Below are 17,684 nucleotides of genomic sequence, written 5' to 3' on the forward strand. Positions count from 1 at the left end.
GCACCGAAGGAGGAGCTGTGTTCGAAGACGACGACGAAACCACCATCTACAACGTGGTGGTCAACCACGAGGAGCAGTACTCCATCTGGCCGGCGGACCGGGAGAACCCCGCGGGCTGGACGAACGAAGGCATGTCGGGCACCAAGAAGGAGTGCTTGGCCCACGTGGACGAGGTGTGGACCGACATGCGCCCGCTGAGCCTGCGCAAGCAGATGGCCGCCGACGCCGCGGCGACGGCGAAGTGAGCACGGCGACGCCGGCGCCGATCGGGTACTGCAAGGCCTACCCGCTGTCCGAGTTCCGCCGGTTCCCCGGGTGGGCCGAGGCGGCCGGGCCCGCGCAGGCCGGGCTCGGTGACGACGACCTCGGCTACCTCGGCGACGACTTCGCGGTGCGCGCCGACCCGGTGACCGGGCAGCCGCTGCTCTTCGGCGGCGATGCCGCGGGGTGGCGCGAGTTCTGCACCGCCGAGCTGGGCTTCGCGGTGCCCGCCGACCTGGTGGCCGATCCGGCCGACCCCGAACACGAAGGAGGACAACGCCATGGATGAGCTGGTGCGGCGGCTTGCGGAGGGCACGCACCCGGTGGCCGTCGGCGGGCCGGTGGCGACACTGGCCGAACTGCACCGCCGGGTCCAGGAGCTGGGCCTCGTGTTCGTGAAGTTCACCGGGACGTCCGGCGGCACGGACCTCGGCGTGCGGCTGGACCGCGACAGCTGCGTGGTGGACGGCGCGGACTTCACGGAGGCCACCGGCACGGTGCACCTGGAGGGCACCCTGGTGCTCAACGACGAACCGGTCCGCTGCGTCGCCGACCTCAACCTGGCCACGCTGAGCGGCACCGGCCGGCTGGTGGCGATGGCCGGCTCGGACGCGTGATCGACCACGGGCTGCTCGTGCGGCTGGACGGGATCGGCACCGGCTTCACGCGCACTCCGGTGACGCGGCTGGCACACGACCGGCTGCGGCTGCACGCGAAGCTCGAGTTCCAGAACCCGACCGGCAGCGTGAAGGACCGCTCGGCGTACCTGATCCTGCGGCGCGCGGCCGAACGGGGCGAGCTGACGTCGGGCAGCCTGGTCGTGGAGTCCTCGTCGGGGAACTTCGCGACCTCGCTGGCGTCGTTCTGCCGGGCGGCCGGCCTGTCCTTCGTGCCGGTGATCGACCCGAACACGAACCCGGCCACCGAACGGTTCCTGCGCGCGGCCTGCGAGCGGGTGGAAAAGGTGACCGAACGCGACGAAAGCGGCGGCTTCCTGCTCAGCAGGCTGGCCGCGGTGCGCCGGCTGCGGGCGAGCCTGCCCAACGGGTACTGGCCCAACCAGTACGAGAACACCGACGCCGCGGACGCGCACGACCTGATGACCGGCGCCGAGCTGTGCGCGGCGCTGGAGCGGATCGACTACGTGTTCGTCGGGGTCGGCACCGGCGCGACGATCGCGGGTGTTTCGCGCTGCGTCAAACGGCTGCGGCCCGGGGCCAAGGTGGTCGCGGTCGACGCCGAGGGATCGGCGATCTTCGGCAGCCCGCCGCGCACCCGGCACATCCCGGGGCTGGGCTCGGCGATCCGGCCGCCGATGGTGGACCGGGCCGAGATCGACGACGTCGTGATCGTGACCGAGACCGAGACCGTGGCCGCCTGCCACGACCTGGTGCGCAGGCACGGCATCTACGCGGGCGGTTCGACCGGCAGCGTCTACGCGGCGATAGAGCGGTACTTCGCCGGGCACCGCGGGCGCGCTCCCGTGGTCGCCATGCTGTGCGCGGACCGGGGTACCGCCTACGCGGACACCGTCTACCGCCCGGGCTGGCTCGGCGAGCGCAGGTCCGAACCGTTGCTGAGCATCTGAAAGGGATTCCCCATGCCCGAGCTGGCGCCGCCCGAGCTCATCGTGATCACCGGCAGCGACGCGCGCAAGCACCTGGAAGCCGCGCGCCCGGAGTGCGCCGACGTGGTCCGCCGCGCCTACCTCACCCACGCCGCGGGGGACTCCGCGTTGCCGCACAGCAGTTTCCTGCGGTTCCCGGCCCGCGAGCGGGACCGGATCATCGCGCTGCCCGGGTACCTCGGCGGGGAGTTCGACGTCGCCGGGATCAAGTGGATCGCCAGCGTCCCGGGCAACACCGGCCACGGCCTGCCGCGCGCGTCGGCGGTGCTGCTGCTGAACGACCCCGCCACCGGGTTCGCCTACGCCTGCATGGAATCGTCGCTGATCTCGGCCACCCGGACGGCCGGCTCGGCGGTTCTCGCGGCCGAGGCGCTGACCGGCGGGCGGACCGCACGCCGGATCGGTTTCGTCGGCACCGGCCTGATCGCCGACCACGTGCGCCGGTTCTTCGCCGACCTGTCCTGGGAAGTGGGCGGCTACCGGTTGTTCGACACCGATCCGGCCGCCGCGCACCGGTTCGCGGGCCGGCTGACCGGTGCCGACGTCGTGGTCGCGGACGACGTCTCGGGTGCGTTCGAAGACTGCGACGTCGTCGTGCTCGCGACGGTCGCGGGTACGCCGCACCTGCACGATCCCGCGCTGCTGGCGCACCGGCCGGTCGTGCTGCACCTCTCGCTGCGTGACCTGGGCGAGGACCTGGTGCTGGGCGCACAGAACTTCACCGACGACATCGACCACGTGATGCGCGAGCGCACCTCGCTGCACCTGGCCGAGCAGCGGGTGGGGCACCGCGGCTTCGTCGCCGGCACCCTCGCGGACGTCTTGACCGGCACGGTGTCCCGCGATCCCGGGCGGGCGGCGGTGTTCTCGCCGTTCGGGCTGGGTGTGCTGGACCTCGCGGTCGGCTCGTGGCTCGCCGAGCGGGTGCGCGCGGCGGGCACGGCCCTGCCGGTGGCGGACTTCTACGCGGAGGTGGGCCGGTGACCGGCATCGACCCCGGCCTGGAGCAGGACGTCTTCGTCCTGCCCGCTTCCTACGCCCAGCAACGTCTTTGGTTCCTCGACCAGCTCGAGCCGGGCAGCGCGGCGTACACGATCCCGATGGCCGTGCGGCTGGACGGCGAGCTCAGTGCCGCGGCCCTGCGCCGAGCCCTGCGCACGGTGGTGGAGCGGCACGAGACCCTGCGCACCACGCTGGCCGACGTCGACCGGACCGGAACGCCGAGCCAGCTGGTCGCCCCGGCCGTCGACACCGCCCTCCCGGTGGTCGACCTGTCCGGGCTGCCCGCGGCGGACCGGCCCGATGTCGCGGCGCGGCTCGCCGCCGTCGAGGCCGCCGCGCCGTTCGACCTGGCGACCGGTCCGCTGCTGCGGGTGCGCCTGCTCCGCCTCGAGCCCGCGGACCACGTTCTGCTGACGACCATGCACCACGCGATCACCGACGGGTGGTCGCTCGGCAACTTCGCCCGCGAACTCGGCGTCTGCTACCGCGCCGCCCTGTCCGGCAACCCGCCAGACCTGCCGGAGCTGCCGATCCAGTACGCGGATTACGCGCTGTGGCAGCGAGAGCAGCTCTCCGGGCCCGGTCTGGAGCGCGAACTGGGCTACTGGCGCGACCGGCTGGCGGGCGCACCCGCGCTGCTCGACCTCCCGCTGGACCACCCGCGCCCGGTGGTGCAGGCATCGCGTTCCGCGCAGGTCGCCGTGCGGTGGCCGGCGGAGTTGCGTGACGGGCTCGCGCGGCTCGGTCACCAGCACGGCGCCACGCTGTTCATGGTGCTGCTGGCCGGTTTCAGCGTGGTGCTGGCCCGGCACAGCGGCTCGCCGGACGTGGTCGTCGGCACTCCGGTCGCCGGGCGGGGCCGTCCGGAGCTGGACGGCATGATCGGCCTGCTGGTCAACACCCTGGCGCTGCGCACGGACGTGGCCGACGACCCGGGTTTCGGCGCCCTGCTCGACCGGGTGCGCGAGGACTGCCTGGACGCCTACAGCCACCAGGACCTGCCCTTCGAGCAGCTGGTCGAAGCGTTGCAACCCGAGCGGAGCCTGCGGCACAACCCGGTGGTGCAAGTGTTTCTCGCGCTGCAGAACACGCCGGCCGCGGACGCGGACTGGCCGGGGCTGCGGTCGGTGCCCTTCCGCCGCGAGCATCGCGGCGGCACCGCGAAGTTCGACCTCAGCCTGTTCGTCACCGAGGTCGGCGCGCCCGGGGAGGCCGGGTTGGACGTCGTGGCCGAGTACGACGCCGCGTTGTTCGACCGCGCCACCGTCGAACGCCTCACCGGGCACCTGCGTTCGCTGCTGGCCGCGGCCGTCGCGGATCCCGCCGCGCCGGTGAGCACGTTGCCGATGCTGAGCGCGGCCGAGCTGGAGGACGCGACGCGCTGGGCCGACGGCGGCCCGGCGGCCGGCCGGACACGGGCCCACGAACTGTTCCGCGCGCAGGTGGCCCGCACTCCGGACGCGATCGCCGTGCGGTGCGGCGCGACCGAGGTGACCTACCGGGAGCTGGACTCGCGCTCCAACCGGCTGGCCTGGCAGCTGCGTGGCCTCGGCGTCCGCGCCGAGACCCTGGTGGGGGTCTGCCTGGACCGCACGCCGGACCTGGTGGTCGCACTGCTCGCCGTGCTCAAGGCCGGCGGCGGGTACCTGCCGCTGGATCCGGCGTACCCGGCCGGCCGGCTCACCGCGATGCTCGCCGACAGCGGCGCCGGGATCGTCATCACCAGCCGGCCGCTGGCGGATCGGCTGCCCGGTGGCGGCCGGCACCTGGTCACCGTCGACGGTGACGCCGCGGCCACCTCCGCGCAGCCGGCGCACGCTCCGGACAGTGCGGTGGCGGACGAGCAGACGGCATACGTCCTGTACACCTCCGGATCGACCGGCACGCCGAAGGGCGTGCAGATCACCCACGCCAACGTGGCGGCGTTGCTGGGCTGGGCCTGTTCCGCGTTCCCGCTCGGCGGGAACGACGGCGTGCTGGCCGCCACGTCCGTGTGCTTCGACCTGTCGGTGTTCGAGATCTTCCTGCCGCTGAGCCTGGGCGCGCGCGTCGTGCTCGTCGACAGCGCGCTGGCCGTGCTGGACACGGAGCTCCCGGACGTCACGCTGGTGAACACGGTGCCCTCGGTGCTCGCGGAGGTGCTGCGCGACGGGGCACTGCCACCCGGGGTACGCACGGTCTGCCTCGCCGGCGAGCCGCTGCCGGGATCGCTGGCCGACGCCGCACGCCGGCAGGCGACCGTCGAGGCGGTGCACAACCTCTACGGCCCCAGCGAAGCCACCACCTACTCGACCGCGGCGACGGTGCCTGACGGCGCCGAGCTGCCGCCGCCGGTCGGAACGCCGATCGCCGGAACCCGCGCGTACGTGCTGGACCGGTGGCTGCAGCCGGTGCCACGAGGCGTCGCCGGCGAGCTGTACCTCGGCGGCGCCGGGGTGGCCCGCGGCTACTTCCGCCGGCCGGGGCTGACGGCGGACCGGTTCGTGCCCGACCCGTTCTCCGCCGCACCGGGGGCCCGGCTGTACCGCACGGGCGACCTCACCCGCCGGCGGGCCGACGGGGAGCTGGCCTTCCTGGGCCGGCGTGATCACCAGGTCAAGCTGCGCGGGTTCCGGATCGAGCCCGGCGAGGTCGAGGCGGTGCTGCGGGCTCACCCGGCCGTGGCCGAGGCCGCCGCGCTGGTCCGCGAGGACGTCCCCGGCGACCGGCGGCTCGTCGCCTACGCGGTGGCCGCCGACCGGGTGACCGAGGCCGAGCTGCGGACGCACTGCGCCGACCGGCTGCCCGCCTTCATGGTGCCCGCCGCGGTGCAGCTCCTCGACCGCTTTCCGCTGAACCCCAACGGAAAGCTCGATCGCGCCGCCTTGCCCCCGCCGGGGGACCGGGCCCGGGCGGCGGCCGAGGTGCAGCCGCCCGCCGACGCGGTCGAGGCCGCGGTCGTCGGCGTGTGGGAGGACGTCCTCGGCGTCGCGCCCGTCGGCGTGCACGACAGCTTCTTCGCCCTCGGCGGCCATTCACTCCTTGCGACGCAGGCCGCGGCCCGGTTGCGCGCGGCCTTCGCGGTGGACTTGCCGTTGCGGGCACTGTTCGACGCGCCCACCCCCGCCCGCATGGCGCGTGCTCTCGTGGCGGCCGAACCCCAGCCGGGGCAAGTCGCCGCGGTGGCCGAACTCCGCAGCCAGATCGACGCGCTGTCGCCCGAGGAGATCCTCGCGCAGCTGGACGACGGCGAATAGCCGATGACCGACCAGCACGCCTCCGACACCCGGGCCGCGGACGCGAAGCAGCGGTTGCTGGCGCAGCTGCTGCGGAAGCGGGGCATCACACCGCCCGAGCCGGACCGGATCGCCCCGGTCGGCCGCGCCGCCGACCTGCCGCTTTCGTTCGCCCAGCTGCGCATGTGGTTCCTGGACCAGGTGGATCCCGGGCAGCCCACCTACCACATCGCGATGAGCGCCCGGATCGAAGGACCGTTGCGGGTGGATTCGCTGCGCGCCGGCCTGCGGTCCGTCCTGGCCCGCCACGACGCCCTGCGGTCGGCGTTCCACAGCAGCGAAGGCCGTGTGCACCAGTCGGTCGAGCCGGTCGTGCCGACGCCGATGTCGGTGGTGGACCTCTCCGGCCAGGCACCGGCGGACGAGGAACTGCTGTCCGGCCTGGCCGCGCGGGCCGCCCGGTTGCCGTTCGACCTGACCCGCCCGCCGCTGCTGCGGCTGACCCTCTTCCGGATCTCCGCCCAAGACCACGTCATGGTCCTGGTGACCCACCACATCGTCAGCGACGGCTGGTCGCTCGGCGTCCTGGTCCGCGAGCTCGGCGAGGTTTACCTGGCGCGGACGCAGGGCCGTCCGGCGGCGCTGCCCGCGCTGCCGGTGCAGTACCAGGACTACGCGGCCTGGCAACGCGACCGGCTGGCCGGCGACTGGCTCGCCGGTGAGGTCGGCTGGTGGCGGAACGAGCTCGCCGGGGCACCGGACCTGGCCGACCTGCCCACCGACTTCCCGCGGCCCCCGGTGCGGAGCTTCCGCGGCGCGACGGTCGTGTTCGCCTGGCCCGCCGACCTGGTCGAGCGGCTTCGGGAGCTCGCCCGCGCCCAGGACGCGACGCTGTTCATGGTGCTGCTGGCCGGTTTCGCGGCCACCATGGCGCGCTACACCCGCCACGACGACGTCGTGGTGGGCACGCCGGTCGCCGGGCGCACCCGGCCCGAGCTCACCGGGCTGATCGGCCTGTTCGTCAACACGCTGGCGCTGCGGACGTCGTGCGCCGGCTCCGCGGACTTCCGATCGCTGGTCGCGCGGGTGCGCCGCACCTGCCTGGACGCCTTCTCCCACCAGGACCTGCCGTTCGAACGCCTGGTGGAGGCGCTGCGCCCGGACCGCTCCCTCAGCCACAACCCGCTGGTGCAGGTGTTCTTCGACCTGCAGAACACACCCACGGGCGAGGTCGCGTGGCCGCGGCTGCGGCTCCGGCCGTTCACCGGCGGGGAGGCGCTGCTCGGCACCACCGCGAAGTTCGACCTCGGCATGTCGCTGCGGGAGACGCCGGACGGCCTCGAAGGCACGCTCGAGTACAACACGGATCTGTTCGCCGCCGACACCGTGCGGCGGCTGGCCGGGCACTGCCGGACGGTGCTGGCCGAGGCGGTGGCACACCCGGCGGAACCGCTGCGGAACCTGTCGATGCTGGGCCCCGGCGAGCGGGGGCGCGTCTTGGCCGCCGGACGCCCCGGCCGCGTCGCCCGCCCCGGCCGGTCGCTGCACGAACTCGTCGAGCAGCACGCCGAGACCCGGCCGGACGCCGTCGCGGTGACCGGTGGCGACGGCCGTACCGTGACCTACGGCGCCCTCAACGCCGCGGCGAACCGGCTGGCGCGTGTCTTGCGCGAGCGCGGTGCCGGCCCGGAAACCCGGGTCGGCGTGCTGCTGCGCCGTTCCCCGGACCTCGTCGTCGCTGTGCTCGCCGTGCTCAAGGCAGGTGCCGCCTACGTCCCGGTGGACCCGGACCACCCACGCGAACGGCAGGCGACGGTGCTCTCCGACGCGGGTGCGGCGCTGCTGGTCGCCGAGTCCACAGAGAACACTCCGGCCGGCCTTCCGGCGGTTCCGCCGCGGACGACGGCGCACGCCGCGGACAACCTGCCGAAGCTCGCCGCAGCGGACAACCTCGCCTACGTCATCTACACCTCCGGATCCACCGGGCGCCCGAAGGGCGTGCAGGTGAGCCACCGCAACCTCGCCGCCGCCGTCGAGGCCTGGCGCGTCGCCTATGCCCTGCGACCGGACGACCGGCACCTGCAGATGGCCAGTGCCACCTTCGACGTGTTCACCGGCGACCTGGCCCGCGCGCTCGCCTCGGGCGCGGCACTCGTCCTCTGCCCGCGGGACCTGTTACTCGAACCGGCCGCGCTGGCCGAGCTGGCGGACGCGCAGGGGATCACCTGCGCCGAATTCGTCCCGGTCGTGCTCCGGCACGTCGTCACGGCCCTGCGCGGCCGCCGGCTCGCCGCCCTGCGCCTGCTGATCTCCGGTGCCGACGGGTGGCCGGCGCAGGAGTACGTGCGCGCCCGCGGCGTCGTCGGGCCAGGCGGTCGCGTGGTGAACTCCTACGGGGTCACCGAGGCGACCGTCGACAACACCTGGTTCGAGGCCGGCCCCGATGAGGGCGACGTGGGCGGCGGCCTCACCCCGGTCGGCCGCCCGTTCGGGCACAGCCGGACGCACGTGCTGGACCGGCACGGCGCCCCGGCACCGCTCGGCGTGCCCGGCGAACTGTTCCTCGGCGGCGACGCGGTGGCCCGCGGCTACCTCGGCCGGCCCGGTCTCACCGCCGCCCGGTTCGTTCCCGACCCGTTCGGCGAACCCGGCGCCCGGCTGTACCGCACCGGCGACCTCGCCCGCCTGAACGCCCGCGGCGACCTCGAGTTCCTGGGCCGGGCCGACCACCAGGTCAAGATCCGGGGCCATCGGGTCGAGCCGGGCGAGGTGGAAGCGGTGCTCGACGCGCACCCGGCGGTGACCGCGTCGGTCGTCGTGGCGCGCGCCGACGCGGGGACCGACGCCCGCCTGGTCGGCTACGCCGTGCTCGCGCCCGGAGTGGACCGCACCGGCTTGCCGGAGGCACTGCGGGCCCACGCGGCCCGGAGCCTGCCGCCCTACCTGGTGCCGTCGGCGATCGTGCCGCTGGACCGGATACCGTTGAGCGCCAACGGAAAGGTGGACCGCAAGGCGTTGCCCGCGCCACCGGCGCCCGCGCCCGCCACTGTGCGTGCCGTCCCCTCGACGCCTGCCGAGCGGGTGATCGCGCAGGCCTGGGCCGAGGTGCTCGGCCTCGACGCGGTCGGTGCCGAGGACAACTTCTTCGCCCTCGGCGGCGACTCGATCGTGAGCTTGCAGGTGGTGGCCCGGATCCGCGCGGCGGGCTGGACCGTGACGCCGAAACAGGTGTTCGAGCACCAGACCGTGCGGAGTCTCGCCGCCGCCGCGCGGGCGATCGCCGCGACCGACGTGCCGCCGGCGGAACAGGGCCCGGTGACCGGCCCGGTGCCGCTGACCCCGATCCAGCTCGCCATGCTGACCGAGCAGCGCCCGCCCGTTCCGGACCACTACAACCAGGCCGTCATGCTGCGGGCGCGCCGTCCGGTGCGGCCGTCTGCGGTGGAGCAGGCGGTGCGTGAACTGCTGCGGCACCACGACGCCCTGCGGCTGCGGGTCGAGCGGACTGCCTCAGGCTGGCGGCAGGAGCAGACCGGGCTCGCCGGCATCCCCGAGCGCATCCTCACCGTGGAGGACCTCCGGGCCGTGCCGGAGGCGGACCGGGCCGCCCGGATCGCCGCGGCGGCGGAACGCGCGCAGACCGGGCTCGATCTCGCGGCCGGCCGTCTGGTCGCCGCCGTCTGGTTCGACCTCGGCCCGGACGGCTGCCGCCTGCTGCTGGTGGTGCACCACCTGGCCGTGGACGGCGTGTCGTGGCGCATCCTGCTGGAAGACCTCGAATCGGTACTGGAACGCGGGCCGTCCGCGCTCCCGCCGAAAACCACCCCGTTCCGCGACTGGGCTCAGCACCTGCACCGATACGCGCGGAGCGACGAGGTGCGCGGGGAAGCGGCCTATTGGGCCGGACTGACCGGTGCCAACGCGGTTCCGCTGGACACGCCGCCCGCCGAACCGCCCACCGTGTCCGAAGTGGACATCGTGCGCACGGTGTTCGACGCCGGCGAGACAGCCGCTCTGCTGCGCGAGGTGCCCCGGGCGTACCGGACGCGGGTCAACGACGTCCTGCTCACCGCGCTGGGGCAGGCGCTGGGCGGCTGGCTCGGCACGTCGCGGGTGGTGGTCGAGCTGGAGAGCCACGGCCGGGGAGCCGCCCCCGACGGCTTCGACCTGTCGCGCACCGTCGGCTGGTTCACCAGCTTCCACCCGGTGCTGCTCGATTTGGGGCCGGCGGGCGCGGACGGTGATCCGGGCACGATCCTCAAGCGCGTCAAGGAAGAGCAGCGCGCGATGCCGCGGGAAGGCATCGGGTACGGCCTGCTGCGCTACCTCGGCGGCACTCCGGACGCGCGAGCCACGCACCGCCCGCACGTGGCGTTCAACTACCTCGGCCAGTTCGACGGTTCCTTCCAGGCCGAGTCGTTGTGGGAGCCCGCGCCGGAGCCCGCCGGGCCGATGCACGACCCGGGCGAGCCGCGGGAGAACCTGCTGGACGTCACGGCGGCGGTCAGCGGCGGCCGGCTCGAAGTCGCCTGGGGCTACAGCACCACGGTGCACCGGCAAGCGACGATCGAAGCGCTCGCGGCGTCGTTCGCCGACCGGCTGCGCGCGCTCGTCGCGCACTGCTGCGCGCCGGGGACCGGCGGGTGGACGCCCTCCGACTTCCCGCTGTCCACTTTGGACCAGGACGCGCTCGACCGGGTGCTCGGCGGTCTCCGGGACGTCGCCGACGTCTACCCGCTCACGCCGATGCAGGAAGGTATGGTCTTCCACAGCGAGCAAGGCGGCGGGCTGTACGTCGAACAGTTCACCTGCCGCCTCGAAGGCCCGCTCGACCCCGGCGCGCTGCGCGCCGCGTGGGACGCGGTGGTGCAGCGGCACCCGGTCCTGCGTACGTCGGTGCACTGGGCGGGCGTGCCCACGCCGGTCCAGGTGGTGCACGACGCGGTCAGCCCGGAATGGGCCGAGCTGGACTGGCGCGACACGCCGGCCGCGGAACAGCAGGGCCGGTTCGACCGGTTCCTCGCCGCCGACCGTGCGCGGGGCTTCGAGCTGGACCGCCCGCCGCTGCTGCGGTTCACCCTGATCCGGCTCGCCGCCGACGACCACCGCTTCGTCTTCAGCCATCACCACCTGCTGCTCGACGGCTGGTCCTTCCCCCGCGTGACGGGTGAGGCGTTCCAGCGGTACGAGGCCGGGGTCGGCGGGGTGCCGGCGGAACTGGCGCCCGCCCGGCCGTTCCGGGACTACGTGGCCTGGCTCGGCGAGCAGGATCCGCGACGCGCGGAGGCGTACTGGCGCGACCTGATGGCCGGGTACCACCCGCCGGTCGTGCCCGGCCGCGAAAGCACCGGCGAGCCGGGCTGCCAGGAAGCCGAGCTGCCCGCGGCTTCGACCCGGCAGCTCGCCGTCCTCGCGAAGCGTTGCCACGTCACGCTGAACACCGTGGTCCAGGCCGCGTGGGCGGTCCTCGTCGCGCGCCGGCTCGGCACGGACGACGTCGTGTTCGGTATGACGGTCTCCGGCCGTCCGGCGGAGCTGCCCGGCGCGGACGACATCGTCGGCCTGCTCATCAACACGGTGCCGGTCCGGGCTGTGCTCCGGCCCGCGCAGCCGGTCGGCGAGTGGCTCGCCGACGTGCAGCAGCAGCTCACCGAGTCGCGCCAGCACGACCACACACCGCTGACCCGTATCCACGGCCTCAGCGGCGTGCCGCACGACCTGCCGTTGTTCGACAGCGTGGTCGTGTTCGAGAACTATCCCGCGTCCCGGACCGGCAGCGCCGACGAGACCGGGTTGCAGGTTCGCGAAGTGCGGACCGACGCGCAGGCCGGCTACCCGCTGACCCTAGCTGCCGCGCCGGGCGAAGAGCTGACCCTGCAGCTGTGGCACGACCGCGGCCGCTTCGACGACGCCTCGGCCCGCGCGCTGCTGGAGCAGTTCGTCCTGATCCTCGGCCGGATGGCCGCCGCGCCCGGCGAACCGGTACGGGACCTGGCGACCCTCCCGGACGGCCAGCGCCGGACGATCCTGGAAAAGTGGGGCCGCACGCCGGGTGGGCCGCCGTCCGACCGGTGCGTGCACGAGGCGTTCGGCGAACAGGCCACCCGCATCCCCGATGCGCCCGCGCTGCTGCACGCCGGGGGAGTGGTCACCTACCGTGAGCTGGACGAGCGGGCGAACCGCCTGGCGCACTGGCTGCGTGCGGCCGGGGTCGGTCCCGAAGACCGGGTCGCCCTGCTCCAGCAACGCGGGGTGGAGCTGGTCGTTTCGACGCTGGCCGTGCTCAAGGCCGGCGGCGCGTACGTTCCGCTGGACGCCCGCAGCCCGGACGACCGGCTGGCGGCGATCGTCCGCGGCTGTGTCGCGAAGGTCGTCCTGACCGACCGGGCCTCGGCGGCGCGGGACGTCGCCGGACCGGCGGTCGTGCGCGTTGTCGACGACACGGCGGATCTGGCGGATTTTCCGGCCGCCGCACCGGAGTGCGTGGTGCGTCCGGCCGGGCTGGCCTACGTGATGCACACGTCCGGTTCGACCGGCACTCCGAAGGGCGTCGCCGTCACGCACGCGGACGTGGTCGCCCTGGCCGCCGACTCGGCCTGGACCGACGGCCATCGACGGGTCCTGCTGCACTCACCGCACGCGTTCGACGCGGTCACGTACGAACTTTGGGCGCCGCTGCTGTCCGGCGGCCAGGCAGTCGTGGCCCCGGCAGGCGAGCTCACGATCGACGAGCTGGGGGAACTCCTCGCCCGCTACCAGGTGACCTCGGCTTTCCTCACGTCCGGACTGTTCCGGGTGCTGGCCGACGCCGCGCCGTCCGCGCCGAGCGGCCTTCGCGAGCTGTGGACCGGCGGCGACGCGGTGCCCGCGGACGCCGTGCGGCGGGTGCTGGCCGCTTGCCCCGGCCTCGCGGTGACCGACGTCTACGGGCCGACCGAAACCACCACGTTCGCCACCCGGTTCCGGATGACCGACGCCGCGGACGTGCCCTCGGCCGTCCCGATCGGCCGGCCGCTGGACGGCATGGCCGTCCGCGTTCTCGACGCGCAGCTGCGGCTGGTGCCCGCCGGCACGGTCGGCGAGCTGTTCGTCGCCGGTGCCGGCGTGGCCCGCGGCTACCTCGGCCGGCCGGGGCTGACCGCCGACCGGTTCCTGCCGGACCCGTTCGGCGACCGGGGAACCCGGATGTACCGGACCGGCGATCTCGTGCGCTGGACCGGCGACGGCGTCCTGGAGTTCGCCGGCCGCGCCGACGACCAGGTCAAGATCCGGGGCTTCCGGGTCGAGACCGGCGAGATCGAAGCGGTGCTACGGGCGCACCCGGCGGTGCGGGAGGCGATCGTCGTCGCGCACCGGGACGACAACGCCGGCCGGAGCCTCGTCGCCTACGTCGTCGGCGAAGGCACGGGCGAAGACCTGCGCGCGCACTGCCGGTCGGCGCTGCCGGACTACATGGTGCCCGCGGCCGTCGTCCCGGTCGGCGAAATCCCGTTGACCCGCAACGGAAAGGTCGACCGGGACGCGCTGCCCGCGCCCGCCGGTCCCACGGCCGAGGCCGAGTACGTCCCGCCGCAGACGCCGGTACAGGCCGTGATCGCCGCGGTCTGGCAGGACGTGCTGAACGTGCCGCGGATCGGCGCGCACGACAACTTCTTCGACGCGGGCGGCCATTCGATGGTGGCCTTGCGGCTGGTGGGGGAACTGCGCCGGGTGCTCGGCCGCGTCGTGTCGCTGGCCGACCTCTACGGCAACCCGACACCGGCCGGACTCGCCGAAGCGCTGGAGCAGCCCCGCGCCGGCTGGCCGCGTTCGGTCATCACGTTGCGCGCCGGGAACGCCCGGCCACCACTGTTCTGCATCCACCCGAAGAACGGCACGGTTTTCTGCTTCACTTCGCTGGCCCGGGTCCTGCCCGGGGACAGCCCGGTCCACGGCGTGCAGGCGCACTCCCTCGAACTGGCGTGCTCGCCGCACGAATCCATCGAGGCGATGGCGGCCGCGTACGTGGCGGACATCCGGCAGGTGCAGCCGTCCGGTCCGTACCACTTGTGCGGATACTCGCTCGGCGGCCTCATCGCCTACGAGATGGCCCGGCAACTGCACGCCGCCGGGCACGAGGTGGCCCGCTTGGTGCTCCTCGACAGCAGCCCGGACCTCAGGCCGGACTTCCCCTCGCTCGCCGAGTTCGAGGCGATGGACGACGTGCGGTTCCTGGCCGCCGAGTTCGCCGAGCACCTGGCGGTGACCGAGGCGGAGCTGCGCGCGCTGCCCGAAGGCGAACGCCTGCCGCACGTGGTCGCGCTGGCCGACCGGGCGGGCCTGCTGGCCGAGCACATGGACCTGCGCACGATGCGCCAGTACGTGGACATCGCCCGCGCGCACACCCGGGCCGCGCTGGCGTACCGGCCGGAACCCTACGCCGGACCGGCGTTGCTGCTGCGCTGCGCCGATCCGGACGAACCGGCGGGCAGCGACCCCGCGTGGGGCTGGGGCGCGCTGGTCCGCGGCGGCCTCGACGTCCGGCTGGTGCCGGGCAACCACCTGACCATGCTCGATCCGCCGCACGTGACCGCGCTGGCCGAGTACCTGCGGACCCCGGCGGCCCGTACCGACGACCGACGCCCCGGCGAGAACGGACAGGCGATGCAGACATGACTTCCGAAAGCGGCAAGGCCGTCGAGGTGACCGGGCTGACCAAGGTGTACCGCACCGGCTCGGGAACCTGGCGGGTCGTCGACGACCTCGACCTGGCCATCGAGCACGGCCAGGTCCTCGGCCTGCTCGGGGTGAACGGAGCGGGCAAGACGACCACGATCAAGATGATCTGCGGGCTGGTCACGCCCTCGGCGGGCGAGCTGCGGGTCAACGGCTGCGACGTGCGTCGTTCGCGACGCCGGGCGATGGCGCGGATCGGCGCGGTGCTGGAAGGCACGCGCAACATCTACTGGCAGCTCTCGGCGTGGGAGAACCTGCGCTATTTCGCCCGTCTCAAGGCGGCTCGTGGCAAGTCCTGGCCGGCCCGGGGCGAGCAGCTGCTGCGGGACCTGGAGCTGTGGGACCGCAGGCACGAGCCGGTCACCCGGTTCTCCCGGGGCATGCAGCAGAAAGTGGCGATCGCCTGCGCGCTGATCGGCGACCCGCCGGTGATCCTGCTCGACGAGCCGACGCTGGGCCTGGACGCGCAGGCCTCGCGCACCGTCCGGTTCTGGGTGGACCGGCTGGCCCGCGAGGAGGGCCGCACGGTGCTGCTCACCTCGCACCAGCTCGAGGTCGTCCAGGACCTGTGCGACCGGGTCGCGGTCATCCACCAGGGCCGGATGCTGATCGACAAGCCGGTCAAGGACCTGCTGGCGCTGTTCGGCAAGGACAGCTACCAGATCCGGCTCGGCGGCCACGTCGACGGCCGGGAACCGGCCTGGCGGAACTTCGAGGTGACCGCGCGGGCCGGGGAGAGCACCCTCACCGGGGAGATCAACGACCAGGAGGAGCTGCACGAACTCCTGGCGCAGGCACGCAGCCGGTCGCTGACCGTGCTCGGGGTCAACCGCCTCGAGCCGACGCTGGAGGAAGTCTTCTTGCGAGTGGTCCAGGACGAGCAGGAGCAGCGGCGATGACCGCGGCGGTGCAGGTGGTGCTGGCCGAAGCGCGCAAGGGCCTGCGCGTCAACTGGTACTACAAGTTCAACATGGTGATGCAGCTGGTCACGCTGACCGCCATCTTCCTGTTCCTCGTGTTCTTCCTCGGCCACGGCTCGATGGACCGCGGCCAGCTCACCTCCGCGCTGCTGGGTTACGTGGTGTGGTTCTACGCCGTGAACCTCGTCAGCTGGGTGGGCATCGACCTGGTCAGCGAGGCGCAGACCGGCACCCTCGAGCAGATGTGCATGTCGGTGTGCCCGCCGGAGCTGCTGCTGGTGGGGCGGGCGGTGGCGGCGCTGGTCACGACCACCGGCCTGGTCGCCGTGCTCGACCTGGTGCTCCTGGTGAGCTTCCACGTGTCGGTCCCCGTCTCCGGCGGTGGCCTGCTGATGTTCGCCCTGACGCTGACCGGCCTGTTCGGCTTCGGCCTGGTGATCGGCGGCGCGATGCTGGTGTTCAAGCACGTCGGGGCGCTCGCGAACCTGATGATCAACATGATCATCTTCACCAACGGGACGCTGCTCTCGGTGGACCAGTTCCCGCGCTGGCTCACGACGATCGCGAACAGCCTGCCCAGTACGCAAGGCGTCACGATGCTCCGCGCGTCCGTGCTGGACGGCCGGTCGCTGGGTGCGCTGTGGTCCGACGGCGGGCTCCCCGGCCTGCTCCTGAACACCGGGATCTACCTGGGAGTCGGCGTGCTGGTGTTCGAGGTGGGGATCCGCCGGGCCCGGGTCCGCGGGTCGCTCGGCCAGTACTGACGGCTGGGTATCGCGCGGGTCGGCGCGCGAAAGTGCGCCGCACCGGCCCGGTGCGGCGCACTCGCGGTACTGCCGGTTCAGCCGGCCAGCGCGGGCTGCTCGCGGCTCGTCTCGATCACCTGGCTGCCGCGGCGATACCGGAAGACGACCCGCGGCGTGGCGTCCGCGGTGTCGAGCACCATGGTCTGTTCGTGCGTCCAGCACAGCGGGCGGAATTCGCCGTCCCCGATGTGTGCGAGGGCGGTCTCGTGCTCGCCCAGCCGCAGCACCAGCCGGTCATCCTGCACGCGCAGCTCGCCCTCGGTGTCCTCGCCGCCGTTCCACTCGGCGGCGGTGGGCAGTTCCGGGTGCGGCTTCAGGAACGCGGCGGGCATTCGGATCGTGCCGCGCACGGTGCGCAGCTGTTCGGGCAACCCGAATTCTTCCCGGAAGAGCATGACGTCGTCGTCGGCAATCCGCGCGCGCACGTCCGAGGGGAAAAGCTCGAAGAGCCCGGGCGCGACGTAACAATCGATGATGAGGTGGACCCTGGCCGCGGAACCCCGGTTGTAGAGCGAATGGGGCAACCCGAAGTTCGCATACCAGAACTCGCCGGGCTTCCACCGTTGGTCGGCGCCGTTGATGATGAGGACGGCGTCGTCGCTGGTTTCCACCGGAATGTGCAGCCGTACCCAGCCGACCGGCAGGCCGTAGGGGCTGTCGGTGTGTTCCTGGACCTCGGCGCCCGCGGCCAGCGAACTGAACCGCACGCCGCGGATCGGCACGTTCATGCCGTCGAGGATCTCCCGCACGTACGGGGTCAGCTCGAGGTAGGCGGTGTCGGCGAAGTCCGCCAGGCCACCGGCGTTCCGGCCGATCTTGTCCAGGTCGCCGCCGGGGCAGCGCAGGACGAGGACGTCCCAGCCGGTCTGCTCGTCCTCCGCGCGCTCGGCGTGGTCGGCGGTCGGGTTGGCGTGGACGAGGAAGTGCTTTTCCACCGCCGCCAGATCCGCGCGCAGCCGGTCCGGGTCGATGACCGGCAGCAGCTTGACCGCATCCGGCGGACCGGCTGTCGTGGATGTTCCCATGTGCTCGCCTTTCGCCGGTGCATACCGGATATCGGGTTTCGTCGGTGGAGGTGCGTAATATGCGGGCATCGTACTACGGATAAATGGCGTGCGGGGCGCCTTCTCGATTGCGG

The 17,684-nt window shown here is 73.3% G+C and carries 10 protein-coding genes; 9 read left to right on the plus strand and 1 reads right to left on the minus strand.

Annotation, left to right across the window (positions count from 1 at the left end; translation table 11 throughout):
- The first annotated feature begins 17 nt into the window (after positions 1-17).
- From ACLJPY_RS04395 to ACLJPY_RS04435, 9 genes are read left to right on the plus strand one after another with little or no spacing between them, the layout of a single operon-like run.
- Complete coding sequence (locus ACLJPY_RS04395; RefSeq protein WP_410586706.1) at positions 18-245, plus strand: MbtH family protein; 228 nt, start codon at positions 18-20, stop codon at positions 243-245.
- Positions 242-550 (plus strand): hypothetical protein, encoded by a 309-nt coding sequence (locus tag ACLJPY_RS04400; RefSeq protein WP_410586707.1) that lies wholly within the window; start codon positions 242-244, stop codon positions 548-550. Before ACLJPY_RS04395 ends, ACLJPY_RS04400 begins: the two co-directional genes overlap by 4 nt.
- A complete protein-coding gene (locus ACLJPY_RS04405; RefSeq protein WP_410586708.1) occupies positions 543-878 on the plus strand; it encodes a hypothetical protein in 336 nt (111 codons plus the stop codon). Before ACLJPY_RS04400 ends, ACLJPY_RS04405 begins: the two co-directional genes overlap by 8 nt.
- Positions 875-1,849 carry a 2,3-diaminopropionate biosynthesis protein SbnA gene (sbnA, locus tag ACLJPY_RS04410; RefSeq protein WP_410586709.1) on the plus strand — a complete coding sequence of 325 codons (975 nt, stop codon included), beginning with the start codon at positions 875-877 and terminating at the stop codon, positions 1,847-1,849. Before ACLJPY_RS04405 ends, sbnA begins: the two co-directional genes overlap by 4 nt.
- 12 nt (positions 1,850-1,861) lie before the next feature.
- Positions 1,862-2,872: a 2,3-diaminopropionate biosynthesis protein SbnB gene (gene sbnB / locus ACLJPY_RS04415; RefSeq protein WP_410586710.1), complete on the plus strand. Its 1,011-nt coding sequence runs from the start codon at positions 1,862-1,864 to the stop codon at positions 2,870-2,872.
- Positions 2,869-6,126, plus strand: coding sequence for a non-ribosomal peptide synthetase (locus ACLJPY_RS04420; RefSeq protein ID WP_410586711.1), 3,258 nt, complete (start codon positions 2,869-2,871; stop codon positions 6,124-6,126). Before sbnB ends, ACLJPY_RS04420 begins: the two co-directional genes overlap by 4 nt.
- Positions 6,127-6,129: 3 nt before the next feature.
- Positions 6,130-14,760 carry an amino acid adenylation domain-containing protein gene (locus tag ACLJPY_RS04425; RefSeq protein ID WP_410586712.1) on the plus strand — a complete coding sequence of 2,877 codons (8,631 nt, stop codon included), beginning with the start codon at positions 6,130-6,132 and terminating at the stop codon, positions 14,758-14,760.
- Positions 14,757-15,719 (plus strand): ATP-binding cassette domain-containing protein, encoded by a 963-nt coding sequence (locus ACLJPY_RS04430; protein ID WP_410586713.1) that lies wholly within the window; start codon positions 14,757-14,759, stop codon positions 15,717-15,719. The genes ACLJPY_RS04425 and ACLJPY_RS04430 overlap by 4 nt, the downstream gene beginning before the upstream one ends.
- The gene (locus ACLJPY_RS04435; protein WP_410586714.1) at positions 15,716-16,504 is read left to right on the plus strand and encodes an ABC transporter permease; all 789 of its coding nucleotides are present in this window, start codon (positions 15,716-15,718) and stop codon (positions 16,502-16,504) included. Before ACLJPY_RS04430 ends, ACLJPY_RS04435 begins: the two co-directional genes overlap by 4 nt.
- Positions 16,505-16,581: 77 nt before the next feature.
- Here the strand turns inward: ACLJPY_RS04435 and ACLJPY_RS04440 are convergent, their stop codons facing one another.
- Positions 16,582-17,571 (minus strand): aspartyl/asparaginyl beta-hydroxylase domain-containing protein, encoded by a 990-nt coding sequence (locus tag ACLJPY_RS04440; RefSeq protein ID WP_410586715.1) that lies wholly within the window; start codon positions 17,569-17,571, stop codon positions 16,582-16,584.
- Positions 17,572-17,684: the final 113 nt, after the last annotated feature.

Origin of the sequence: Amycolatopsis sp. lyj-23 (assembly GCF_046549135.1) — a bacterium.
Lineage (GTDB): Bacteria > Actinomycetota > Actinomycetes > Mycobacteriales > Pseudonocardiaceae > Amycolatopsis.